Origin of the sequence: Amycolatopsis sp. AA4, assembly GCF_002796545.1 — a bacterium.
In the GTDB taxonomy this organism is placed as follows: domain Bacteria; phylum Actinomycetota; class Actinomycetes; order Mycobacteriales; family Pseudonocardiaceae; genus Amycolatopsis.
Genome location: NZ_CP024894.1, coordinates 3,614,421 through 3,636,664, shown reverse-complemented (window position 1 = coordinate 3,636,664; position 22,244 = coordinate 3,614,421). Strand labels below are relative to the sequence as shown.

21 protein-coding genes are annotated in these 22,244 nt (G+C 70.8%); 11 read left to right on the top strand and 10 right to left on the bottom strand.

Annotated features, from left to right (window positions below; translation table 11 throughout):
* Window positions 1–2: 2 nt before the first annotated feature.
* A complete protein-coding gene (locus CU254_RS16985) occupies window positions 3–3,326 on the bottom strand; it encodes a hypothetical protein (protein WP_100266812.1) in 3,324 nt (1,107 codons plus the stop codon).
* Window positions 3,327–3,694: 368 nt separating this feature from the next.
* On the opposite strand from CU254_RS16985, the gene CU254_RS16980 reads away from it, so the two are divergent.
* Entirely contained in the window at window positions 3,695–5,611 is a 1,917-nt protein-coding gene (locus CU254_RS16980) for a tachylectin-related carbohydrate-binding protein (protein WP_009077741.1), read from the top strand.
* 119 nt (window positions 5,612–5,730) lie between these two features.
* On the opposite strand, the gene CU254_RS16975 is transcribed toward CU254_RS16980, so the two are convergent.
* From CU254_RS16975 to CU254_RS16960, 4 genes are all read right to left on the bottom strand, one after another.
* On the bottom strand, window positions 5,731–6,159 hold the full coding sequence (locus tag CU254_RS16975) for a hypothetical protein (protein ID WP_009077739.1): 429 nt from the start codon (window positions 6,157–6,159) through the stop codon (window positions 5,731–5,733).
* 222 nt (window positions 6,160–6,381) lie between these two features.
* Window positions 6,382–6,900, bottom strand: coding sequence for a hypothetical protein (locus tag CU254_RS16970; RefSeq protein WP_009077737.1), 519 nt, complete (start codon window positions 6,898–6,900; stop codon window positions 6,382–6,384).
* Window positions 6,897–7,802 (bottom strand): class I SAM-dependent methyltransferase, encoded by a 906-nt coding sequence (locus tag CU254_RS16965; RefSeq protein WP_009077735.1) that lies wholly within the window; start codon window positions 7,800–7,802, stop codon window positions 6,897–6,899. Before CU254_RS16965 ends, CU254_RS16970 begins: the two co-directional genes overlap by 4 nt.
* An 80-nt stretch (window positions 7,803–7,882) precedes the next feature.
* The gene (locus tag CU254_RS16960; protein ID WP_009077733.1) at window positions 7,883–8,530 is read right to left on the bottom strand and encodes a TetR/AcrR family transcriptional regulator; all 648 of its coding nucleotides are present in this window, start codon (window positions 8,528–8,530) and stop codon (window positions 7,883–7,885) included.
* Between the two features lie 67 nt (window positions 8,531–8,597).
* Here CU254_RS16960 and CU254_RS16955 point away from each other — a divergent pair, with 67 nt between their 5' ends.
* The 6 genes from CU254_RS16955 to CU254_RS43665 all read left to right on the top strand — a co-directional run bounded on the left by CU254_RS16955 (window position 8,598) and on the right by CU254_RS43665 (window position 14,756).
* Window positions 8,598–10,064 (top strand): FAD-dependent monooxygenase, encoded by a 1,467-nt coding sequence (locus tag CU254_RS16955; RefSeq protein WP_009077730.1) that lies wholly within the window; start codon window positions 8,598–8,600, stop codon window positions 10,062–10,064.
* Complete coding sequence (locus tag CU254_RS16950) at window positions 10,061–10,450, top strand: RidA family protein (protein WP_037713931.1); 390 nt, start codon at window positions 10,061–10,063, stop codon at window positions 10,448–10,450. The genes CU254_RS16955 and CU254_RS16950 overlap by 4 nt, the downstream gene beginning before the upstream one ends.
* Window positions 10,447–11,094 (top strand): alpha/beta fold hydrolase, encoded by a 648-nt coding sequence (locus CU254_RS16945; protein ID WP_009077728.1) that lies wholly within the window; start codon window positions 10,447–10,449, stop codon window positions 11,092–11,094. Before CU254_RS16950 ends, CU254_RS16945 begins: the two co-directional genes overlap by 4 nt.
* 323 nt (window positions 11,095–11,417) lie before the next feature.
* Entirely contained in the window at window positions 11,418–13,028 is a 1,611-nt protein-coding gene (locus CU254_RS16940) for a M4 family metallopeptidase (protein ID WP_009077727.1), read from the top strand.
* 78 nt (window positions 13,029–13,106) lie between these two features.
* On the top strand, window positions 13,107–14,072 hold the full coding sequence (locus tag CU254_RS16935; protein ID WP_037713929.1) for a M28 family metallopeptidase: 966 nt from the start codon (window positions 13,107–13,109) through the stop codon (window positions 14,070–14,072).
* A 417-nt stretch (window positions 14,073–14,489) separates the two neighbouring features.
* On the top strand, window positions 14,490–14,756 hold the full coding sequence (locus CU254_RS43665) for a hypothetical protein (RefSeq protein WP_009077726.1): 267 nt from the start codon (window positions 14,490–14,492) through the stop codon (window positions 14,754–14,756).
* 13 nt (window positions 14,757–14,769) lie between these two features.
* On the opposite strand, the gene CU254_RS16925 is transcribed toward CU254_RS43665, so the two are convergent.
* Complete coding sequence (locus CU254_RS16925; protein WP_009077725.1) at window positions 14,770–15,624, bottom strand: IclR family transcriptional regulator C-terminal domain-containing protein; 855 nt, start codon at window positions 15,622–15,624, stop codon at window positions 14,770–14,772.
* 83 nt (window positions 15,625–15,707) lie between these two features.
* Between CU254_RS16925 and CU254_RS16920 the strand changes: the two genes are divergently transcribed.
* The 3 genes from CU254_RS16920 to CU254_RS16910 all read left to right on the top strand — a co-directional run bounded on the left by CU254_RS16920 (window position 15,708) and on the right by CU254_RS16910 (window position 18,675).
* Complete coding sequence (locus tag CU254_RS16920) at window positions 15,708–16,271, top strand: flavin reductase family protein (RefSeq protein WP_009077724.1); 564 nt, start codon at window positions 15,708–15,710, stop codon at window positions 16,269–16,271.
* A gap of 23 nt (window positions 16,272–16,294) precedes the next feature.
* Window positions 16,295–17,866: a 4-hydroxyphenylacetate 3-hydroxylase family protein gene (locus CU254_RS16915; protein ID WP_050788205.1), complete on the top strand. Its 1,572-nt coding sequence runs from the start codon at window positions 16,295–16,297 to the stop codon at window positions 17,864–17,866.
* Window positions 17,867–17,937: 71 nt separating this feature from the next.
* Window positions 17,938–18,675, top strand: a complete 738-nt coding sequence (locus tag CU254_RS16910; RefSeq protein ID WP_050788204.1) for an adenylyltransferase/cytidyltransferase family protein — start codon at window positions 17,938–17,940, stop codon at window positions 18,673–18,675.
* 133 nt (window positions 18,676–18,808) lie between these two features.
* Here CU254_RS16910 and CU254_RS16905 read toward each other — a convergent pair whose 3' ends face one another.
* Window positions 18,809–19,750 (bottom strand): amidohydrolase family protein, encoded by a 942-nt coding sequence (locus CU254_RS16905; protein WP_009077718.1) that lies wholly within the window; start codon window positions 19,748–19,750, stop codon window positions 18,809–18,811.
* A 74-nt stretch (window positions 19,751–19,824) separates the two neighbouring features.
* Here CU254_RS16905 and CU254_RS16900 point away from each other — a divergent pair, with 74 nt between their 5' ends.
* Window positions 19,825–20,586, top strand: a complete 762-nt coding sequence (locus tag CU254_RS16900) for a helix-turn-helix domain-containing protein (RefSeq protein ID WP_009077715.1) — start codon at window positions 19,825–19,827, stop codon at window positions 20,584–20,586.
* On the opposite strand, the gene CU254_RS16895 is transcribed toward CU254_RS16900, so the two are convergent.
* The 3 genes from CU254_RS16895 to CU254_RS16885 form a co-directional block, all read right to left on the bottom strand.
* Window positions 20,587–20,769, bottom strand: a complete 183-nt coding sequence (locus CU254_RS16895) for a hypothetical protein (RefSeq protein WP_037713925.1) — start codon at window positions 20,767–20,769, stop codon at window positions 20,587–20,589.
* 121 nt (window positions 20,770–20,890) lie between these two features.
* Window positions 20,891–21,715, bottom strand: a complete 825-nt coding sequence (locus CU254_RS16890; RefSeq protein ID WP_037713923.1) for a DUF72 domain-containing protein — start codon at window positions 21,713–21,715, stop codon at window positions 20,891–20,893.
* 97 nt (window positions 21,716–21,812) lie between these two features.
* On the bottom strand, window positions 21,813–22,142 hold the full coding sequence (locus CU254_RS16885; RefSeq protein WP_009077708.1) for a hypothetical protein: 330 nt from the start codon (window positions 22,140–22,142) through the stop codon (window positions 21,813–21,815).
* Between the last annotated feature and the right edge of the window lie 102 nt (window positions 22,143–22,244).

Genomic DNA, 22,244 nt, shown 5'->3' with positions numbered 1-22,244 from the left:
GGTTAGAAGGGGATGTCGTTTTTCCCGCTCCCTTCATAATGAGACCAGCCGAGTTTGCGGACGAACCCGTAGTAGATACTGGTCACGGGACCGGCGCAGACGTAGCGGTTCGGATCCCACCAGTCGTACTTGTTGGTGCAGGCGTCGCGGATGTCCGCCGCCAGCCATTCGTCGCAGATGTCCCGGTCAGTGGTGCTGCCCTTGCTGTAGCACCTGTCGTGGGCCGCGCAGGCGGGCCTGAAGTCCGCTCCGAACCACAGGTACCGGTCCGGTGCCATGGTGCAGCCGTCCGACGGCTCTTCGGCGCCGCCGCTGGCTCCACCCCCGCCGCGGTTGCCGAACGCGCCGTTCTTGTTGAGGACGTCGTTGGCAGCACCGCCGCCCAGCGTCGGCGGGTCGTAGCCGCGCCAGCCGGTGTTGTCCTGGGCGGTCCCGGGCGCCGGTTGCTGGGGCTTGCTGGCTGCCGCTCGGTAGGCGTCGGTCGCAGCCTGCGCGGCTTGGGTGGCGTCCTTTCCGGCGGCGAGGGCACTGTTGCGAGCCGCGGCCGCAGCGGCGCTGGCGCTGCTGGCCGAGGCGGAAGCCCGGGCGGCGGAAGCGTTGGCCTGTTTGGCGGATCCGGCGGCTTTGGTCGCGTCCTTGTTGGCGGACGCGGACGCGGCGCGCGCGGTCTTGGCCGATTGTGCCGCCCGGTTGGCGCATTGCTGGGCCGTGTTCGCGGACTGGTCGGCCTGGGTCGCCCATTCCTGGGCCTTGGCGGCGGACTGTCCGGCCCACGCGGCGTAGACGTCGGCGTCCTGGGCCGCACCTTGGGCGCGGGCCGCGGACTCCCCGGCCTTGGCCGCGTCGGCACGCGCCTTGGCGGCCGCTTGGTGGGCCTGTTCGAGCATGGCGTGCATGGCGTTGACGTGCGCTTCGGTGTACTGGTCGCGCTGCCGTGCCTGGTACTGGCCGACTTCCAGGAACGAGCGGGCGAGCCAGGTCGGGCCCTCCAGCGCGGTCTGGGCGGCGGCTTCCAGTTCCGCTCCGCCGGAGCCGAGCGTCTGGCCGGTCTGGAAGACGTCGTCGGAGACCGCGGCCTGGTACTGGCCGGTTTCCAGGAACGCCTGCCGGTCGGCGGGAGTGCCGTCGAGGGCCGCTTGGGCGGCGCGGTAGGTGGCGGGACGGTTCTTGTCCAGCATCTGCCCGATGCGCAGGCTGTTGTCGGCGTCGCGGCTGGAGTAGTCCTGCTCGCGCAGGAACCGTTTCACCGCTTCCCAGTCACCGGCCAGCGCGGTGTCGGCGGCCTGCTTCATCGCGGGCTTGCCGGCCGTCGCGGCCAGGTGCGCGGCGCGGGCGCGGTCGTCGGCTTCGGCCGCGGTGGCGCGGCCGGCGCGGATGTACTCGACGACGTCCGCTTCGCCGCCGGCGAGGGCGGCTGTGGCGGCGTCGCGGGTCCAGGGGCCGCCGGTGCTGATCAGCCGGACCGCGGCCTTGCGGCCCTTGGCCACGACATCGGCCTGTGGCGCCCCAGGCGCGGCCGCCTCGTCCAGCAGCTTCCGGGTCTCGGCGTCGAGCCGGTCCTGCTCGGCCGCGTTCCACGTCGCCTTGTCCTGCTGTTCCTTTTCCTTCGCGGCCATGGCCTTGGCGGCCTCGCGGTCCTGCTGGGCGCGGGCCGCCAGTGCGTCGGCCTCGGCCTTGCGCGCGGTCTCCTCCACCCGGCTGGCCTGCTCGGCCGCCGCGGTCGACGCGTCGGCGGCCTTGATCGCGTTGTCCGCGTGCGCCCGGGCCAGCCGCGCGGCGTCGTGGGCCTGGCCGGCGCTCGCGGCGGCTTCGTCGGCCGCCAGCGCGGCGGCTTCGGCATTGGCCTTCGCCGCGTTCGCGGCCTGTCTCGCCTCGCCCGCGGCGGTCGCGGCCTGCCCGGCGAGGTTCTCCGCGCTGTCCGCGGCACGGGACGCGGTCGCGGCGGCACTGCGCGCCTGCCCCGCGGCCCGGTTGGCGACACCCGCGTCCGCACCCGCCGCAGCCGCGCTCCGACCGGCCGCCTCGGCCGCACCTGCGGCGGCGGAAGCGTTGGCACCAGCGGATTTCGTCGACTGCGCGGCGGTCTTGGCCTGACCGGACGCCTCCGCGGCGTGCCCGGCAGCTTCGCCCGCCCACTGCGCGCGCTGAGCCGCGTCCCGCGCGGTCTCCGCGGCCTTGCGGGCCGCCGCGGCGTCACCGCCGTTGCGCGCCGCCGCCGCGGCCGCAGTGTTAGCCCGAGACGCGGCCGTGCCCGCCGCAGCGGACGCCGACGCGGCCCGCGCCGCCGCCATCGCCGCGACCCCGGCCGCCTTGTGGGCGTCGTTCGCCGCCGACGTCGCGGCCTGCGCCGCCGCCGCCGCTCCGTTCGCGGCGTCCGCGGCCCGGCCGGCCGCCAGACCGGCCTGCACCGCATTGCCGTGCGCGGCTTCGGTTTCCTGGGCGGCCTTCTCCGCGGCCTGCTTCGCCCGCTGCGACGCGGCGACCGCCCAATCGGCCGCTTCGTTGGCCGCCTTCGTCTCGGCCTGCGCCCACTTCCCGGCGGCCTGCGCCTGCCCGGTCAACGTGGCGATGTCGGCCGCTTCCTTGTCCCGGGCGCGGGCCACCTGCTGCCCGGCGCCGAGGAAGTCCTGGAGCACCGGCCAGGTGCCGTCGTCGAGAGCGTCCTGCGCCGCCCGCTCCAGGTTCGCGCCCCCGCTGCCGAGCATCTGCGAGACCCGCATCCAGTCGTCCGCTTCCCGGGCGGTGAACTGTCCCTTGGCGAGGAAGTCCCGGAACGCGGCGACCGTGTTGGCGTTCAGCGCTTTCTGCGCGGCCGCCTCGAGATTGCGGCCGTCGCCGCCCAGCATCGAGCCGATCCGCAGCTGCTGATCGGCCGTGTACGGCTCCTGCCAGCCGGATTTCAGGAATTGCCGCTGATCCGCGACCGAACTGTCGAGCGCTTTCTGCACGGCCTCGTCGAGCTTCCGCCCGCCAAGGCCGATCATCCGCGCGACCTCGAACGTCACGTCCACGTCCAGCGCCGGGCCCTGCCCGGTGCTCAGGAACGCCTGCAGGTCCTGGTCCGTTCCGGTCAGCGCGGCCTCCGCCGCCCGCCGCGTCGCCGGACCGCCCTCGGTCATCAGCCGCACCACGCCCGCCCGATCCGTTGCGGGAGCGGGAGATTCGTACCCCGCGGGCATCCCGGTGGGCGGTACATCGGCCGTGACCGCCGCGGGAGCCGCCGCGGCCGCCACCGGCGCGCCGCACACCCCCGTCCCCAGCACGACCGCCGTCGCCATCACCAGCCCGAAACGCGCTCTCGATCTACCGCGCGCCAGCTTCACCATGTTCCCCCTCTGTCCACACGCGACACTCGCGTCGCGCACGCCCCCCGCAGCGAACAAGACGCACCAATTCCAGGTTTCGGCTGAAGCTACCGCAGCTGGTCTGAACCAACACAGGAAATGTGACCGTTCCGCCCCAATCGGAGCAATGTGTAACGCCCGGCGCGTTTGCGCGATTCCTGTCCTGAAGTCGACTGTTCTGGGGGGCCGCGCCGCTTCGGCACTGAAGCGGTGCGGGATCGCACGCCTTCCGTCTCCCGCGAGAGGGGCGCGGGAGTGCTCGCACGCGGCCAAGTCCGGTTTCCCTTGCGCAGTCGGCGGAACGGCAACCCCGTATACGAGAACGACAAGAGAGGAACTGGCCGTTGCGCATGCGTTATCAGCTGCCGGCCCTGGGCGCGGCAGCAGGCATGGTCCTGTCCGCCAGTCCCGGTCTCGCCGCCGCGGCGACCGACGGGCAAACCCCCGCGGTCGAGGACTACGCCTACCCCGGCGCGGACAAAATCCTGGCCGAGCAAGGGATCGTGCTCAAAACCGGCGACGGCAACATCCGCCTCGTCGAATGCGGCGACCGGACCGACGTCATCCGGATCGTGTCCAACCGCAACAGCGTCCGGGAAACCTTCTGCTTCGATTCGGACGGCCCCAAGGGCTATCTGTCCCTGGAGATTCCCGCCACGTTCCTGGCCAAGGGCGACGGCAGCACCGTCGAAATGACCCTGACCAACAAGGGCAAGTCACAGACCGTGCCGGTCGGCAAGGACACCTGGACCAAACTCGGCGAGTCCGCGGATCCCGACAACGGCCCGGCGACCCTCGTGGAAATCAAGACCTCCGGCGCCGCACCGGCGGCGAGCGGTCCGGTCGACGCCGCCCCCTCCACCGCGAAGATCACCGTCGGCCAGCCCGGCATCGACGGACGCTCCTGCACCGGCGTCCTGATCGCCGCCCAGTGGATCGCCACCGCCGCGCGCTGTTTCGCCGACGACCCCGCCGCCGTCCCCGCCGGAGCACCCGCAAAGAAAACCACCGCCGTGATCGGGCGGCCCGACCTCGCCCAGACCGACCGCGGCACCGTCGCGGACGTCGCCACGCTGGTGCCGCGTCCCGACCGCGACCTGGTGCTGGCCAAGCTTTCCGTCCCGGTCAACGGAATCACCCCTGTCGCGGTCAGCTCCACGGCTCCGGTCGCGGGCGAAACGCTGAAGGTCACCGGCTACGGCCGCACCGCCGACACCTGGGTCCCGACCAAGGCGCACAGCGCGTCCTACACCGCCGGCTCGGCCACCGACACCTCGGTCGACGTCACCGGCCCGGCAGGCCCGTGCAAGGGAGACGCCGGCGGCCCCGTCGTCCGCGACAACAACGGACAACCCGAACTCGTCGCCCTCGCCAGCACCTCCACCCAGAACGGCTGCTTCACCGCGGCCCAGGCGGCACCGGGCGCCACGCTCGCGCGCATCGACAACCTCGGCGGCTGGATCCGGCAGAACGTGCCGGACCTCGCGATCGTCTGCAAGGCCTCCGCGCCGATCTTCACGACCCGCGCCGACGGGACCCTGTGGCTGTTCCAGCACACCGATCCGCGCAACGGCGGCTTCGCCTGGGTCAACGGCAACGGCAGGCAGATCGGCAGCGGCTGGGAAAGCGGGCGCGCCGTCGCCGGGCCCAACGGCGTCGTCTACCAGGCCAACAGCAACGGCCAGCTGCGCCGGTTCCGCTGGAACGGCAACGACTGGGACCTCAACTCCGGCCCCACCCCGTGGTACGAGGACATCGACCACGGCTGGGAGCGCTACACCACCGCCGAGTACCGCAACCGCATCACGGTCGACTCGCTCGGGCACATCTACACCGTCGAACCGGACGGCAAGCTGCACTGGCGCAACTACGACCCGGCGACCAAGAAGTGGGAGCACCGGATCCTCAAGGACGGCTGGGGCCAGTACAACCTGATCGCCGCCGCGGGCGACGGAGTCCTCTACACCCGCAACGCCGGCGGCGACCTGTTCCGCTTCGTGTTCAACGCCGCCACCGGCGAGTGGACCCAGTGGGCCAAGCCGTCCGGCACCGGCTGGACCGGCTTCAAGACCATCACCTCGCCGGGAGCCGACGTGCTCTACACCTCGTACTCCGCCGACAGCGGCGGTCTGCTCTGGTACCGGTACCTGCCCGCCAGCGACACCTGGGCCGACACCGGGCGCGCCAACGGCAAGCTCATCGGCACCGGCTGGTACACGCTCCCCGGCATGACCGCGGCACCCGATTCCTGCCGCCTCGCGGGCTGAGCCCGGGGCACGCGCTGAGAATGGCGTGGTGCCTGCGCTCGGATTTCCGGGCGCAGGCACCTTCGCGGCTGCCCCTGGAAGCACCCGAACAGGCGCCGAAATTCGTCCGACCGAGCTATTTACCCGCGCGGCTCCGAGCCGTCTCGCGGCGCGGGGATCACCGAGCGGTTGCCGCGATAACGGGCCACCACGACCCGGACCCCGTTGCGGAACGCGTCCGGCATCGCCGCGAGAACCGTGCTGCGCGGCACCGGACGCGGAACGTCGAGCCCGGTCATCGGCCGCGCCAGGCCGATTCCGCGGACCGTCCAGCGCAACCGCCCGTCCTTGTCCTGATCGGTGAACTCCAGCGACACCGGGCGCAACGCCGCCACCCGCACGAGCCCGCTGTCCGGCCCGGTCGGGATCAGCACGTCGCCCGCGTCGAGAAGAAGACAGATCCGCAGGGCGGGCGTGAGCCCGTCGATCGCGACGATCCCGCGACGGCCCCGTTCGGGTGACCGGAGCAGCCGGACGCATTCGCGATGCGTCAGCTCCACGTCGTCCATCGCCCAGCTCCTCCCCTGTACCTCGGTGCGCCCAGGATCCCGATTCAGTCCCGCGGAGCGCAAGAACTCCCGCCGCCGGAAGCCGCTTCCCGCTGGAACTCAAGGCCTTCGCGGTCCGGAGCGGCGCATTTCCCGCCGAGTACGCACTATTCGCCGGAAAACTCGATCACGCCAGCCGGGTTCACCGGGTCGTGGGACGTGTCGAGACCGCGTCGGGCCCGGTCAATCCCCTGGCCGGTACCAGCGGCGATGGACGAGCGGTTCGACCGCGAGCACGACGACCGCGGCCGCGAGCGCGACCGTCCAGGCGAGCCAGTCGCTCGACGCCGCCGCCGACCACAGCGCGGCGGCGAACACGACCACCGGCCTCGCCAGCGTGAACGGTCCGAGACCGATCAGGATCACGAACGTGCTGCCCCGCAGCGGAAGCAGCCAGTACGCCAGCAGCGAAAGCACCGCGATCGCGGCGAAGGGTCCCAGTACCTGCAGCATCCGCGCACCCGCGGCGACCAGTCCGGCGTACCGGGCGCCGGGATCGGCCGAGAACGCCAAGGCCGCCCCGATCAGCGACGCCAGAAGGCCCAGGCCCGCGGCGCCGCCGGCCAGACCTCGGCGAGAGGCGGCCAGGTAGTAGGAACGCTTGCGGATCAGGGCATTGCGGCCGGTTGCTGCCCGGAAACCCGCGAGGGCGGCGTCGAGGAGCGCGAGGGTGCCCAGCACGAGCGGAACCAGGACGCTCATCCCGCTGGGGCCAACGCGCCGGCCCGGCGGCCCAGCGCACGCAGGACCTCGCCGGTCAAGTGCGGGCGGAGGCCGACAACCGGACGCATCGCCGCGCAGAGCGGGTTGAGGTACCTGGTCGCTTCGAAGAGAAAGATCTCCATCCCGGCGGCTCGCGCGGCGGCCGACCGCAGCACCGCGTCGCTGTGGGCGCGTCGCGCGGAGGCGACGCCGTCGTGCCGTCCCAGCGGCTCCCGCATCCGGGCGCGGTGGAACAGCCACGCACCGAACGGCGCCAGCCGGGTCGCGGCGATGTCGTAATGGACGAACGCCTGGGCGCCCGCGCGGTCTTGGGCGCGGAAGAATTCCGGCAGGGCACCGGCCGGAATATGGTGCAGTACTCCGCAGGACAGGTAGACGGCGGCGTCCTCCGTCAGCGCGAAAGCGTCCCCGCACACAAATGTGCACGGGAGTTGCTCGGCTTGGGCCAGTCTGTTCGCTTCGGCGACGAGAGCGCGATTGAAATCCACGCCGACCAGTTCGACGTCGCGGCCGAGCACGCCGGAACTGGCCAGGCTGCGCACCAGGAACCCCAGCCCGCACCCGACGTCCACCACCCGCGGGCGGATCCCGGCCGCCCGGACCGCGGCGAGGATCGGCACGAGCAGTTCCGCGAAACGCTGTGCCATGCGGACTTCCTCGTTGAGCCGCTGCAGTTCGGTGTGGACCCGGATCAGCAGCCGGTCGACCGCCGCCGGATCCAGCACGTCGCCGAGGACCGGGATCCGCTCCACGATCCGGGCCGCCCGTTCGTCCCCGGCCTCGCGCAGAGCGGCGACCGCTTCGCTCCGGAGCACCGGACGTCGCTCTCCGGTCGTCGGATCCCACTCCGCCACCAGATCGGAGATCTCCAGCACCGCCATGCGCGAACTCTAGCGAGCACCGGGTGATTCAGCGGTGCTGTTCCCCGAGATCGAGGTCGAGCCGCGGAAGGGAAAGCCGCTCAGGGCAGGTCCGCGGTGAGCAACCGCAGGCCCTGTTCGAAAAGTTCGGACAGATCCGTTCCGGTCAGGTGGTCCTGAGCCTCGGCCAGGTGCGGATAGTCGCCGTCCTGGATTGCTTCGCGCAGGTGGGCGATGTCGGCGCCCAGGTCCGGGCCGGACTGGAGAGCTGCTTGTTCTTCCAGGGCGTGGCCGGTCGCGAAGTGCAGGACCAGGAGCGCGGTTTTCATCGCCGCCGCGGCATCGAGTCCGGCCTCGCACAAGGCGCCGTTGAGGGCCTCGGCGAAGCCGAGGGTGTTCGGGCCGGTCGCGTGCGTGCCCGCGTACACCCGCGCACCGTCGCGATAGGACAGAAGTGCGGTGCGCAGGCTTCTTGCCAGGGCCAGGACCCGCTCGCGGGGTTCGGCGATTCCGTCGGCCGCGGCGCGGCAGCCGTCCAGCATCGCTTCGGCCATGGCGGTCAGCAAGGCCGTTTTCGTCGGGAAGTAGCCGTACAGCGTCCCCGCTTGGACGCCGACCGCCGCGGCCAGTTTTCGCATGGTGAGCGCGTCGAGGCCCTCTTCGTCGAGCAGCCGGAGCGCGGCGGCGGTGACGCGGGCGCGGTCGGCGGCGGGCGGGCGGCCTCGGGTACGGGGCGGGTGCGCGGTCATGTCGAGGTGAGCCTACCAGCGTGTTTGACAGCTTCGCGCTTCCTCAGGACACTGGCGGAAGGTTTACATGAACGTTGTTCGGAAAATAGTGGAGGCGGCTGTGGACACCGATGTCGTGATCAGCGGGGCAGGCCCGACGGGACTGCTGCTCGGCAGCGAACTGGCGCTGGCCGGAGTGCGGGTCCGGATCCTCGAACGGCAGAGCGCGCGGCACGGGCAGTCCCGCGCGCTCACGCTGCACCCGCGCAGCATCGAGATCCTCGAACTGCGCGGCCTCGCCGACCGGTTCCTCGCCGAGGGCCGCACCGTCCCGAGCTGGCATTTCGCCGGCCTGTCGCGGGAACTGGACTTCTCCGCCCTCGACACTCGGCACGGCTACACCCTGTTCCTCGAGCAGGCGCGGACTGAGGAATTGCTCGAAGAACGCGCGCGGGAACTGGGCGTCGAAATCGTCTACGGGCACGAAGTCGTGTCGCTGAAGCAGGACGACGACGGGGTCGAGGTCGTCGGCACCGGACCGGACGGTGACTTCCGGCTTCGCGCGGCGTATGTCGTGGGCTGCGACGGCGGCCGGAGCAAGGTCCGGGAGTCCGCTGGCATCGGCTTCCCCGGATCGGACGGCACGATGAGTTCGATGCTCGGCGACTTCGCCGTCGTCGATCAGGAAGAGATCGCCGCGGCCGGGCGAGGTCCGGTGCTCGTTGCGCCGCTTTCCGGAGGACTGACTCGCCTGGTGGTGACCAGTCCGCGGCGAATGCGCGTCCCGGCAACGGAACCCGTGAGTTTCGAAGAGTTTCGCGAAACGCTGGTGGAGCTGACGGGCACCTCCTTCGGGATCGCTGAACCACGCTGGCTGTCGCGGTTCGGCAATGCCACGCGGCTGGCCGAGAACTACCGCTCCGGCCGCGTGTTTCTCGCGGGCGACGCGGCGCACATCCATTTCCCCGCGGCGGGCCAGGGCCTCAACACCGGGCTGCAGGACGCGATGAACCTCGGCTGGAAACTCGCCGCCGAGATCAACGGCTGGGCGACGGCAGGCCTGCTCGACACTTACCACGCCGAGCGTTTCCCGATCGGGCAACTGGTCACCGACAACACCCAGGCGCAGACGCTGCTGCTCGAACTCACCCTGGTTCCCGACTACCAGCGCCCGGTCGCCGCGCTGCGCGGGCTGCTGGATTCGCTGCTCGAGATCCCCGAGGTCAATGCCCGGCTAGCCGGTCTGGTGTCCGCGCTGTCGACGTCCTATCCGGCCCCGGACAGCGACCCGCTCGTCGGCACCCGGACGCTCGATCCGGAGAGCGCGAATCTGGTGCGCAGCGGCACTTTCGGCTACCTCGGGGACGGCGCGGCACAGGTGGCCGAAGGCTGGAAAGACCGGATCACGGCGGCCGACGCCAAGCCGGCGAATCTCGGCGAAGCTCTCGTCCGGCCCGACGGGCACCTCGCGTGGGTGCGCCGCGAAACCGATCCGCCGGACCCCGCGCTCCGGGAAGCCGCGATCACGGCCTGGGCCGGGGAGGCGCGGCGATGACCGAGTACCTGGCGCCCGCCGGGCTGCACTGCCTCCCGGGAGCTTTCACCCCTGTCGTACGCGTGGGCGACCTCGTCTTCCTTTCCGGGCAAGTCGCTTGGGACGAGCACGGGAACCTGTGCGGCGCGGACCATCTGACGCAGATGCGCCAGATCGCGCGGAACCTCGACGTCGCGCTTGCTGCCGCCGGCTGCGGACGCGAGGACATCGTCAAGGAAACCGTTTACGTGGTGGACCATCGCCCCGAACCGCTCCTCGCGCTCTTCGGCCCGCTGCGGGAAGGAGTGCCCGCGGCCCCGGCGAGCACGCTCGTCGGCGTCGCCGCGTTGTTCGCGCCCGACGTGCTGGTCGAGGTCGACGTCGTCGCGAAGATACCCGCGCCGTGAGCCACTACGTCCTGGTGCACGGCTCCTGGTGCGGCGGCTGGGTGTGGGACCGGATCGCGGCACTGCTGTCCGAGCAAGGGCACACCGTTGCCGCGCCCACGCTCACCGGTTCAGGCTTGCGGCAGCACCTCGGCGAGGTCGGGCGGCTCCTCGAAGACCAGGTCGTCCTGGTCGGCCACAGCTACGGCGGGATGGTCGTCGCCGGTGTCTCGGACGCGCATCCGGAGCAGGTGCGCGAAGCGGTCTATCTCGATGCTTTCCTCCCCTCGCCAGGCGAATCCGCGTTCGACCTGATGCCGATGCTGCGTCGGCCGTTCACCGACGCGGCGATGTCCCACGACCCGTCGGGCCGGACCGTGCCGCCGTTCGGGCTCGCCGCGCTCGGATTCACCGACCCCGACGTGGCGTCCCGACTGCGGCCGCTCGACCTCGCCACCCACGAAGAACGCTTGCCGCCGTCTTCGAGCCAGCGACCGCCGAGCCGCTACGTGCTTTTCGGCGAGCACTCCCCCTTCGCGCCCATGTCCGTCCGCGCCCGGGCACACGGCATGGAGTGCCGGACGGTGACGACTGACCATTTAGGACTGTGGACGGCGGCTCCCGAAGTGTGCGCGGCCCTGACCGGAGGCGAGCGGGCCCGCTGAGCTTGCTTCGCCCTGGCCGGCGAAGTGCGGTTCCCGGCGCGCGGCCCTCCCCGCCGCCTGGAATTTCCGACATTGGTACGGCACTCAGGACATTCCCTACGAAAGTCGCCTCGGCCCCGAACGCGCCAAAAATCCCAGTACCGGCAAGGCAGATACCAATTGCCCGGCGAATCCGGAACATTCCGTTGGTCCGTTTGGAGCATTGACGCCCCGATGTGCTGATCCTTTACTCGACTGTGCTCGGCCGCACACCCACCGTAAGCGGCCGGGCACGTTCTCCCTCCCCGCACCCATCGTCCTGCCTTCATGGAAGGAAGACCTCGATGCCCCATCGCGGACTCACCACGGGCTTGGCGGCCGCCGCCGGTCTGGCCATGTCCCTCGCGCTGCCGGCGATCCCGGCGAGCGCGGCCTCTCCGGCCCAGCCCGCGTCCCCGGACGCGGCTGCCGCTCGCGCCGCCGACCAGGCGGTCGCCTCCGGGCTCGGCGGGCTCAGCCGCGGCCCCGCGGAGGCGTTCCGGCGCGTCGGCCTGACCGCGGGCGACGCCGGACTCTTCTACAGCGCCTACGAACGCACGTACCAGGGCCTGCGGGTCGTCGGCGGCGACGCGGTCGTCGTCGCAGACGGGGCCGGGAACGTCCGCGACACCAGCGTCGCGCAAACCGCGCCCATCGCCGTCGGGACGCAGGCCGTTCTCGACGCCGCGAAGGCCGCCTCCGCCGCGCGCGCTCAACTGCCCACTGTGGACAGTGTGAGCGCTCCGGAGAAGGTGGTGCTGGCCGGGACGAATCCGAAGCTGGCCTACGAAGTCGTCGTCACCGGGCGCACTGCCACCGCGCCGAGCAAGCTCCACGTGTTCGTGGACGCCGCCACCGGCGCTGTGCTCGACCAGCGTGACGACATCAAAACCTTCAGCTCCGGGGCCGAATCCCCGGCACAAGCGCAGCCGAACGCGGTGAACGCCGCGGGCACCGGCAACAGCTACTACGTCGGCACGGTCGCCATCGACACCACCGGCTCCGGCAGCTCGTACTCGATGCGCGACCCCGGCCGCCCTGGCATCAGCTGCGGCCGCGAGGGCGGGTCTGTCTACAGTGGACCGGACAACAGCTGGGGCAACGGCTCGGGCACGAACCTGGAAACCGGCTGCGTCGACGCCCTCTTCAGCGTCCAGACCGAGTGGAAGATGCTGAAGGACTGGCTGGGCCGCGACGGCATCAGCGGCACCGGCCGCGGTTACCCGGCGTCCGTCGGCCTGAACGACGTCAACGCCTACTGGGACGGTTCTTCGACGCACTTCGGGCACTCGCAGGACAACCGGCGGCAGGCCACGTCGATGGACGTCGTCGGCCACGAATTCGGGCACGGCATCTTCCAGACCACCCCGGGCGGCGCGGGTTCCGGCAACGAGAACGGCGGTCTGAACGAGTCGACCGGCGACATCTTCGGCGCGATGACCGAGGCGTACGCGAACAACGCGAAGGACCGGCCGGATTACGAGGTCGGCGAGGGCGTCAACCTGGTCGGCCAGGGCCCGATCCGCTACATGTACGACCCGTCGAAGGCCGGCGACCCGAACTGCTACTCGTCGTCGATCCCGAGCACCGAGGTGCACGCCGCGGCCGGTCCGCAGAACCACTGGTTCTACCTGCTCGCCGAGGGCTCGAACCCGGGCGGCGGCAAGCCTTCCAGCCCGACCTGCAACAACAGCAGCGTCACCGGGATCGGCATCCAGAAGGCCGCGAAGATCTTCTACAACGGCCTGCTGAAGAAGACCTCGTCGTGGAACCACAAGGCGGCCCGCAAGGCGACGCTCCAGGCCGCGATCGCGCTCTACCCGGGCAGCTGCACCGAGTTCACCGCGACCAAGGCCGCGTGGAACGCCGTCTCGGTGCCCGCGGTGTCCGGCGAGCCGACCTGCACGACGCGCTGACCTGACGATGCCGGGTCCCGTTCGCCGCGGGACCCGGCAATCCCCGCTCCCCCACCCCAACCGAAGGAACGCACCGTCATGAAGTGGAAGACAAGACTCGGCGCCGGGGTCACCGCCCTGGTGGCGGTACTGGGCGTCGTCGGCGTGCCCGCGGCCACCGCCGCACCCGCCTCGGCGCTCGCGGCCCCGGACATCTCGCTGGCCAACATCAAGACCCACCTCAACCAGTTCCAGGCGATCGCCCGCAACAACGGCGGCACCCGCTCGCCGCGCGGCGGCGGGTACGCGGCGTCGGTGACCTATGTGGAGAACCTGCTCAAGAACGCGGGCTACACCACGAAGCGCCAGACCTGCACGAGCTGCATCGGCCGCTCGCAGAACCTGATCGCGGAATGGCCGCAGGGCGACACGAACCAGGTCCTCATGCTCGGCGCGCACCTCGACTCGGTGAGCGCCGGCCCCGGCATCAACGACAACGGGTCCGGCAGCGCGTCGATCCTCGAGGTCGCGCTGACCCTGGCCCGCACCAATCCGGCGATGGCCAAACGCGTCCGGTTCGCGTGGTGGGCCGACGAGGAGTCCGGCATGGTCGGCTCGCGGTACTACGTGAGCACGCTGTCGAGCACTGAGCGCGCGAAGATCAAGACTTACCTCAACTTCGACATGATCGGTTCGAAGAACTGGGGCTACTTCGTCTACGACGACGTCGCTTCGGTCAAGGCCGTCTTCGACGAGTACTTCGCCTCCATCAACATCGAGACCGAGGGCGACACCGAAGGCGACGGCCGGTCCGACCACGCGTCGTTCAAACGCGCGGGCATCCCGGTCGGCGGCCTCGCGACGGGCGCGGGCGACATCAAGAGCTACGAACAGGCCGAGAAGTGGGGCGGCACGCCCGGCGCGGCGTTCGACAACTGCTACCACCGCGCTTGCGACACGACGTCGAACATCCCGGACACGCCGCTGGAGAAGAACTCCGACGCGATCGGCTACGCGGTGTGGAAGCTGGCGGTCGCCACCCCGGTCGCGGCGGCGCGGCACTGAAGCTGAACACCAGAGCCCGGCAATGGCTCCGGGTCGCCGCCTCGATGACGGCGGCCCGGAGCGTTCGGCTCCACCACGTTCGATCAGGAACGGTCGATATCCCGCGCTCCCGGGCAGGTCGAAATACCCGAAAGCGGCACGCCACAAGCACCATCGGACGACGCGGGGGGTCGAACCGTGGTGGGGCTGGGAGAAGGCCAGGTGTCGGGGGATTCCCAGGCCGGGGCGGTCGGCACCGTTTCCCCGGACTCGCAGCCCTCGGGAAGCGGGTGTTCGCTGATTGTCCCGGCGGCCAGGTCGAGCAGCTCCACGACGGGCGGGTGAAATAGACCGAGCCGTCGTGGATGTCCGGGAGACCTCGGATCAGTTCAGGTGATTCCGGCAGGTTGCACGCGTTCCCGTTGTCACGTCGAAGAAATGCACCTGGTCCCACGACCGGCGGCCGACGTGGGTCTGCACGCCCGCCAGGTAGCGTCCGTCGGCGCTGCGGACGGGCCGGAAACCGCTTTCGGGTACGAGAAGTGCGCTCTGGCGCCGGGAGACGTCGCCGATCTGGTCGTGCTGCCCGGTGAAGCGCTCGGCGAACTCGTGGTGCTTCCGCCGCCGCGCAGTCTGGTGATGAAGCGGGGAAGGATCGTCGCGCGCGACGGGGCGCTTACGCGAAGTCCTTCGCTGATCGGATGATCCGGCAGCGGGCTCAGTAGAATCCGTCCCGCTTCACCGGCACGGGCCTCGGGTCGTATCCGAGGTCCGTGCTGATCGCCGCCGCCGTTTCCAGCAGCACCGGAACGATTTCCTTGCGCAGGCGCTCCGGCGCGAGCCGTCCGGTGGCCGTCGACGAAGCAAGAGCCGCGACGACCGCCCCGGTCCGGTCGCGCACCGGGGCCGACGCGGACAGCAGGCCTTCTTCCAGCTCTCCGTCTACAATGGACAGACCGGCGCCGCGCACCCCGGAGAGCACGGTCCGCAGTTCCGCCGGATCGGTGACCGTGCGCGCGGTGTACGAGCGCAGCGGCGCCTCCTCCAGATAGCGGGTGATCCGCTCCGGGCCCGCCCACGCCAGCAGCACCCGCCCCATCGACGTCGCGTGCGCGGGCAGCCGGGTGCCGACCGCGACGTTGATGCTCATGATCCGCCGCACCGGCACCCGGGCGACGTACACCGCTTCGTTGCCGTCGAGTTCCGCCAGCGACGCCGACTCCCCGGTCGCCTCCGCCAGCCGCAGCAGGTGCGGATGCGCCAGGTCGATCATCGCCCGGGTCGCCGTGTAGTGCTGGCCGATGGTCAGCACCCTCGGAGTCAGCGACCAGCGCGGCCCGTCGCTGGTCACGTAGCCCATCCGCTGCAGGGTCAGCAGCAGGCGGCGCACCGCGGGACGGGACAGGTTCGTCGCCGTCGCGAGTTCGGTGAGCGTGGGGTTGGTGCGCTCCTCGTCGAACGCGAGGAGCACGGCGAACCCGCGCTCGAGGCTCTGCACGAAGTCGCGCTCGTTTCCGGCTGCCGTCACGCTCCGCAGTATTTCACCCGCTCCGGTGCCGGCCTTGACCTCCATCGCCTCCTGATGCATCCTTCCACTCACTGCACGCACAGCGTTCACTCTGTACGCATAGCGTACATCGCACGAGGAGGTGCGAGATGACGGTTCCGTCCCGCGAACTGCGCGACGCGTTCGGCCGGTTCGCCACCGGAGTCACCGTGGTGACCTGCCGCAACGACCGGGGAACCCCGCACGGGGCCACGGTCAACGCGTTCACCGCGGTCTCGCTCGAACCCGCGTTGTGCCAGGTCACGCTCACCCGGCAATCGAAGGCCTGCAGCTACCTCGACGGCGCCGCCTTCGCCGTCAACGTGCTCGGCGCGGACCAGGCAGACACCGCCTGGCACTTCGCCGGACGCCCGGCCGATCCCGGGCCAGAGTGGGCCGAAGGGCCGGTCGCGCCGGTCCTGGTCGGCTCCGCAGCGGTGTACTCGTGCCGCCCGTGGCGCACCTACGACGGCGGCGACCACCTGATCGTGGTCGGCGAAGTCGTCGACATCGCCGTCGAAGACCGGCAGCCGCTGCTGTTCTACGCCGGCGCGTTCCGCGAGCTCGGCCCCCGCGAGACCGGCACCCATTGGGGCGGCTCGCTCGACTGCCCCGAGGCGGGCTGGTTCGGCGCCTCGACCACGTTCACCCCGCTCCGCCCCCACGCGGCTTGACCCCCTTCCGAAAGGACATCGCGATGACCATCCAGCAGGACCGCTCCGCGGCCGCCGCCCCCACCGCTTCCGCGCCGATGACCGGCGACGAGTACATCCAGTCCATTCAGGACGGACGCGAGGTGTGGATCTACGGCGAGCGCGTCAAGGACGTCACCACGCACCCCGCCTTCCGCAACCCGGTCCGGATGACCGCCCGGCTGTACGACGCGCTGCACTCGCCGGACACCCGCGACGCGCTGACCGTGCCGACCGACACCGGCAACGGCGGCGTCACGCACCCGTTCTTCCGCAGCCCGCACACCGTGGACGACCTGCTCGCCGACCGCCGCGCGATCGAAACCTGGTCGCGGATGACGTACGGCTGGATGGGCCGCAGCCCCGACTACAAGGCCAGCTTCCTCGGCACGCTCGGCGCGAACTCCGACTTCTACGCGCCGTTCGAGGACAACGCGAAGCGCTGGTACCAGGAGTCGCAGGAAAAGGTCCTGTACTGGAACCACGCGATCATCAACCCGCCGGTCGACCGGAACCTGCCGCCGGACGAGGTCGGCGACGTGTTCATGAAGGTCGAGAAGGAGACCGACGCGGGACTGGTCGTCTCCGGGGCGAAGGTCGTGGCGACCGGGTCGGCCATCACGAACTACAACTTCATCGCCCACTACGGGCTGCCGATCAAGAAGAAGGAGTTCGCGCTCATCTGCACGGTGCCGATGGACGCGCCGGGCGTGAAGCTGATCTGCCGCACGTCCTACACGCAGCAGGCCGCGGTGATGGGCAGCCCGTTCGACTACCCGCTGTCGTCCCGGATGGACGAGAACGACACCATTTTCGTGTTCGACAAGGTGCTCGTGCCGTGGGAGAACGTGTTCCTCTACGGCGACATCGAGAAGATCAACGGGTTCTTCCCGGTCTCCGGCTTCATCCCCCGGTTCACCTTCCACGGCTGCATCCGGCTCGCCACGAAAATCGACTTCATCGCCGGGCTGCTGCTCAAGGCGCTGGAGATCACCGGCAGCAAGGACTTCCGCGGCGTGCAGACCCGCGTTGGCGAGGTCGTCGGATGGCGCAACACGTTCTTCGCGCTCGCCGACGCGATGGCGCGCAACCCGGACGAGTGGACCAACGGCGCGCTGCTGCCCAAGCTCGACTACGGCCTGACCTACCGGATGCTGATGATCCAGGCCTACCCGCGGATCAAGGAGATCATCGAATCCGACGTCGCCAGCGGCCTGATCTACCTCAACTCGCACTCGATCGACTTCAAGACCCCCGAGGTGCGGCCGTACCTGGACAAGTACGTGCGCGGCTCCAACGGCTACGAGGCGGTCGACCGGGTCAAGGTGATGAAGGCGCTGTGGGACGCGGTCGGCTCGGAGTTCGGCGGACGGCACGAACTCTACGAGCGCAACTACTCCGGCAACCACGAGAACGTCAAGGCCGAGCTGCTGTTCGCCGCCGAGGCGCAGGGCACCACCGAGTCGATGAAGGGCCTGGCCGAACAGTGCCTCGCCGAATACGACCTCGACGGCTGGACCGTGCCGGACCTCATCGGCAACGACGACGTCTCGTTCCTGAAGAAGCGGGGCTTCTGATCCGCCGCGGCGCCCTCGCGTTCCCCGGGGGCGCCGCGGTTCCCAGCACTGTCCGATCCCGGGAGGTTCGCGTGGGCACCGTTTTCTGGCACGGCACCGCCGAGGTGCCGGACGGCTGGGGCCCGTCGGTCGTCGCGCTCGGTGTCTTCGACGGACTTCACCGAGGGCACCAAAGGGTGCTGGACCGAGCGGTGCGCCTCGGTCGCGAGCGCGGCGCGCCGGTAGTCCTCACGACCTTCGACCCGCACCCCGCGACCATCGCCGGGCGACCGCGCGACACGACACCGGTGGCGACGGTGGAACACCGCGCCGAACTGGCCCGTCGGCACGGAGCCGACCAGGTGCTCGTCCTGCCGTTCACCGAATGCCTCGCTCGGACGTCCGCCGAGGAGTTCGTCGCCGATGTCCTGGTGCGCGCCCTCGACGCCACCGCCGTGGTCACCGGCAGCAACTTCCGTTTCGGCCACCGCGGGGCCGGGGACCCCGCCCTCCTGCGAAAGCTCGGGCACGTCTCCGGCTTCACCGCGCATGCCGTCGAGCTGCTTCCCGGTTGTTCCTCGACGCTGGTCCGCACCCTGGTCACGGCGGGTGATCTCGTCGGTGCCGCGGCGATTCTCGGCCGTCCGCATCGCGTGCACGGGACGGTCCGAGGCGAAATCGTCACGCCGTGCACGACGTTGTTGCCGCCCCCGGGAAAGTACTGGGCCCGCACCCCGTACGGCGACCGGACCGTGGCCGTGGAGGCCGGGCGGCTGCTCGCGGACCTGCCGGACGGGCCGACCGCGGTGGATCTCGTCGAAGCGAGGTGAGCTTCCGGCCGCCCAGGCGGCGGACCCGATCGCGTGCGCAGCACCGCCCGGATCGGCGACGCGGCGGCGTACGCGCCACTGCCCTGAACGACGCGTCCGGCCGTGCGGTGATACAGCACGGCCGGACGCGTCGTCAGCCCAGCCGGGGGAAAAGCGCGCGGGCGTTTCCGGAATCGATCGCGCGGCTTTGTCCGGCGGTCAATCCGCTTTCCGTGTCCAGGATCTCGGTGAAGCGGGTGCCCACTTCCGGTGGAGCGTAAGGGAAGTCGCTTCCGTAGAGGATCCGCGCCGGGTCGGCGAACCGGGAAAGCGCGCCGAAAGCGTATTCGCCCGACGACAGCGCGGTGTCCCAATAGAAGCGGCGGAATCGGGCCAGGAAGTCTTCGGCGGTCGGCCCGGCGGGTTCCAGCGCGGCCTGGATCTGGCAGAACCGCAACGCCGCGAAGGGCACGAAACCGCCTGCGTGCGAAAGGATGATCCGGACGTTCGGATACCGCTCGGTGATGCCGTGGAACACCATGTGCACCGCGTTGCGGGTGGTGTCGAACGGATAGTCCACCAGCGGCCCCGGAATCCCGGGGAGCAGCGGGACGAGCGGATGCGCGGGATGGACGAAGACCACCGCGCGCCGCCGGTCCAGCGCCGCCCAGAGCGGCGCGTAACGGCCGTCGCCCAGGTAGCCGCCGTCGTAGTTGGAAAGCAGGACCACCCCGTCGGCCCGGAGCGCGCCGAACGCGTGGTCGACCTCCGCGACCGCGCCTTCGATGTCGGGCAACGGGACGGTCGCGAACAACCCGAACCGGTCCGGGCGTTCCCGCACCAGCTCCGCGGTGTATTCGTTGACGCGGCGGGCCATCTCGCGACGCGCCGAGCCGGCCCAGCCCGTCACGCTCGGGGCGGTGAGCGACAGTACGCTCGTGGCGATGCCGTTGGCGTCCATGAACTTCAGGTGGTCGTCGGGCGTCCACGGCGGCAGCGTCCAGCCCGACGGGTCGCCGCCGTGCTGCGCGAGAGCCTCGCCCCAGAACGGAGGGACCAGGTGGGTGTGGACGTCGATGCGTTCGCGGTCGATCATGCCTCCACCGTGCGCCCTCGACAGCAGGCTCGGGAGGGGAAGAATCCGATCCCCCTCCCCCGGAGCCCCCGCTGATGGCGCGTGACCCGCGGCTCAGGCAGCTCGGCGCGTTCCTGCACGCCCGCCGCGACGAAGCCCCGCCGCCCGCCTCCGCCGGATCGGAACGCCGCCAGGTGCCCGGCCTCCGGCGCGGCGAGGTCGCAGCGCTGGCTTTCGTCAGCGACGAGTACTACACGCGGATCGAACAGGGCCGGGTCATGCCGAGCACCGACGTGATCCGCCGCGTCGCCGCCGCGCTCGGGCTGGACGACGACCAGACGCGGTACGCCCTCGATCTCGTCGCGGTCGCCGACGCCCCCGCGCCGAACCCCGAGCCGAGCGATCCGCTGCGCCGCCTCGTCGACCGGATGGGCGAGGTGCCCGCGATCCTCGTCGGACCGGAGACGTCGGTCCTGGCCTGGAACGCCGCGGCCGCGCGCCTGCTGACCGATTTCGGCGCGGTCTCGCCGGAACGCCGCCGGTACGTGCAGTTGCTGTTCACCGACCCGGTCCTGCAGAGCCGGTTCGCGGACCTGGAAGCGATGCGGCGCACGACCATCGGCATCGTGCGCGCGAGCACCCCGGCGGGCCCGCCGGCCGGCGACTGGATCGACGAGCTGCTCCCCGACCCCGCCTTCAAGGCCCTCTGGGAGCGCAACGACGTCGTGCTGCCGCACACCCACCTGCGGGTGCGGCTCCGGCTGCCGGGCGGCGTCGAGGAGCCGGTGGACCAGGTGGTGCTGCAGGTGGTCGACGATCCGCATCAGCGGCTGATCGCGTTCGTTCCGGCGGAGTAGTCAGGCGGCCCCTCGGCAGCCGCCCGCGATGTTGTCGGCGATTCTCGCTCCAGTGATCCGGAAGTGCGCGACTGGGCGTTTGCGCGTGCTGTGCAGTCCGACGCCGCCGCCGTCTTGGCCGCTGTGGTTGCGGGCGATCAAGCCGCCGGTGATGGTCAGCTCGCCGCGTGCGAGCGCGCACACTCGAACCCAGCAAAGACAGCCGAAAACCATTCCGCGAGGAATCGGCCGGGGGCGCAGGAAAAAGCGTCCTGGTTCACGCGAATTTCCGCGACCCGCGATCAGTTCCGCTAATCGACGGCGCTCAGAACAATGTCGCGGGCTCCACCGGCTCCGGCTCGGGCAGCGCCTCCAGGCTCGGCACCAGCGCGCGCACGTCGTCGTGGAACCGCCGGGCCAGCGCCGGCGCCTCGTCGTTGTCGGGAGTGTGCAGGAAAACCGTCGGCGAGCGGCCTTCCCGCAACCAGCCAGCGACCACTTCAGTCCACAGCCGCCAGCCCTCGACGGTTTCCTCCACCGAATCCCGCCCCAAGTAGCGGACGACCGGCCGGTCGGTCAGCGCCCGCGTCCGGCGCGGCAGCCGCGGCTTCTTGGCCCAGGCGTCCTGCTCGGCCTCGCTGGTCGGCGGGCGCTGGAAGAAGACCGTGGTGTCGAACGGCACCCATTCCGCCTCCGCGGCGGCGAGCGTTCCCTCCAGCAGCGACGTCGCCCTGGCGTCAGTGAAAAACTCGGGGTGCCGCACCTCCACCGCACGCCGGAGGCCGGCCGGGAGGCGGCGCAGGAAGCGGCCGAGGACGTCGACGTCCGCCGGGCCGAACGAACCGGGCACCTGGGTCCACAGCACCGCCCGCTCGCCGAGGGGTTCGAGCGCGTCCAGGAACGCCCGCATCTCGGTCTCGACCCCGGCGAACCGGCGCTCGTGCGTCACGGTCTTGGGCACCTTGACCACGAACCGGAAGTCGGGACCGGTCTGCTGCGCCCACGTCTCGACCGTGCTTCGCGCGGGGGTCGCGTAGAAAGTGGTGTTGCCTTCGACCGCGTTGCACCAGCCCGCGTAGGCCCGCAGGCGTTCCTTGGCGGGGAGCGACGACGGCAGGAACCGCCCGGGCCACGCCTTGTGCGTCCACATCGCGCAGCCGACATGAAGACGTGCCACTGTCGTCCGCTCCCCTCTCTCCCAAGGGGAAATTACTACCCGGGCGCCGGTTTCCGCGCACGCCCCTTCGTCACCCGTGCGTCCGGGGCCGGTAGTCGCCGTACTGCTGCCGCCGGGCGGGGCCTCGGCGGCGGAGCAGGTGCGCGGGCACGTAGTGGCTGACCGGCCGAGACCACTGCTCGTCGGCGGTGACGAGCTGGTAGGTGACCCAGCCGAGCAGCCCGCCGTCCTCGCGGCGCGCCCACTCGAACAGCAGCCCGGGATGCTCGGTCTCGATCCGCAGCCCGGCGCGGTCGCGCGGCGCGAGGATCTCCGTGCCCAGCACGAGCAGCTTGCGCACGCCCACCCATACCGGAATCGGCGGATCCACTCTCCGCACCGTCGACGGCCACTCGCTCACCTCTGGCTCACCTGCTCGCTTCCCCGCTCCGGGCCGTCCGCGTTCTCGGCGTCCCAGGACTGGAGTCGAACATGTGTTCGCATGAAGTGTCAAATTGGACTG

Bases quoted from the DNA above. Each gene is read 5' to 3' on its own strand.
- CU254_RS16985 (WP_100266812.1), bottom strand. From the start codon at position 3,326: ATGGTGAAGCTGGCGCGCGGTAGATCGAGAGCGCGTTTCGGGCTGGTG.
- CU254_RS16980 (WP_009077741.1), top strand. From the start codon at position 3,695: ATGCGTTATCAGCTGCCGGCCCTGGGCGCGGCAGCAGGCATGGTCCTG.
- CU254_RS16975 (WP_009077739.1), bottom strand. From the start codon at position 6,159: ATGGACGACGTGGAGCTGACGCATCGCGAATGCGTCCGGCTGCTCCGG.
- CU254_RS16970 (WP_009077737.1), bottom strand. From the start codon at position 6,900: ATGAGCGTCCTGGTTCCGCTCGTGCTGGGCACCCTCGCGCTCCTCGAC.
- CU254_RS16965 (WP_009077735.1), bottom strand. From the start codon at position 7,802: ATGGCGGTGCTGGAGATCTCCGATCTGGTGGCGGAGTGGGATCCGACG.
- CU254_RS16960 (WP_009077733.1), bottom strand. From the start codon at position 8,530: ATGACCGCGCACCCGCCCCGTACCCGAGGCCGCCCGCCCGCCGCCGAC.
- CU254_RS16955 (WP_009077730.1), top strand. From the start codon at position 8,598: ATGAACGTTGTTCGGAAAATAGTGGAGGCGGCTGTGGACACCGATGTC.
- CU254_RS16950 (WP_037713931.1), top strand. From the start codon at position 10,061: ATGACCGAGTACCTGGCGCCCGCCGGGCTGCACTGCCTCCCGGGAGCT.
- CU254_RS16940 (WP_009077727.1), top strand. From the start codon at position 11,418: ATGCCCCATCGCGGACTCACCACGGGCTTGGCGGCCGCCGCCGGTCTG.
- CU254_RS16935 (WP_037713929.1), top strand. From the start codon at position 13,107: ATGAAGTGGAAGACAAGACTCGGCGCCGGGGTCACCGCCCTGGTGGCG.
- CU254_RS43665 (WP_009077726.1), top strand. From the start codon at position 14,490: ATGCACCTGGTCCCACGACCGGCGGCCGACGTGGGTCTGCACGCCCGC.
- CU254_RS16925 (WP_009077725.1), bottom strand. From the start codon at position 15,624: ATGGAGGTCAAGGCCGGCACCGGAGCGGGTGAAATACTGCGGAGCGTG.
- CU254_RS16920 (WP_009077724.1), top strand. From the start codon at position 15,708: ATGACGGTTCCGTCCCGCGAACTGCGCGACGCGTTCGGCCGGTTCGCC.
- CU254_RS16915 (WP_050788205.1), top strand. From the start codon at position 16,295: ATGACCATCCAGCAGGACCGCTCCGCGGCCGCCGCCCCCACCGCTTCC.
- CU254_RS16905 (WP_009077718.1), bottom strand. From the start codon at position 19,750: ATGATCGACCGCGAACGCATCGACGTCCACACCCACCTGGTCCCTCCG.
- CU254_RS16900 (WP_009077715.1), top strand. From the start codon at position 19,825: ATGGCGCGTGACCCGCGGCTCAGGCAGCTCGGCGCGTTCCTGCACGCC.
- CU254_RS16890 (WP_037713923.1), bottom strand. From the start codon at position 21,715: ATGTGGACGCACAAGGCGTGGCCCGGGCGGTTCCTGCCGTCGTCGCTC.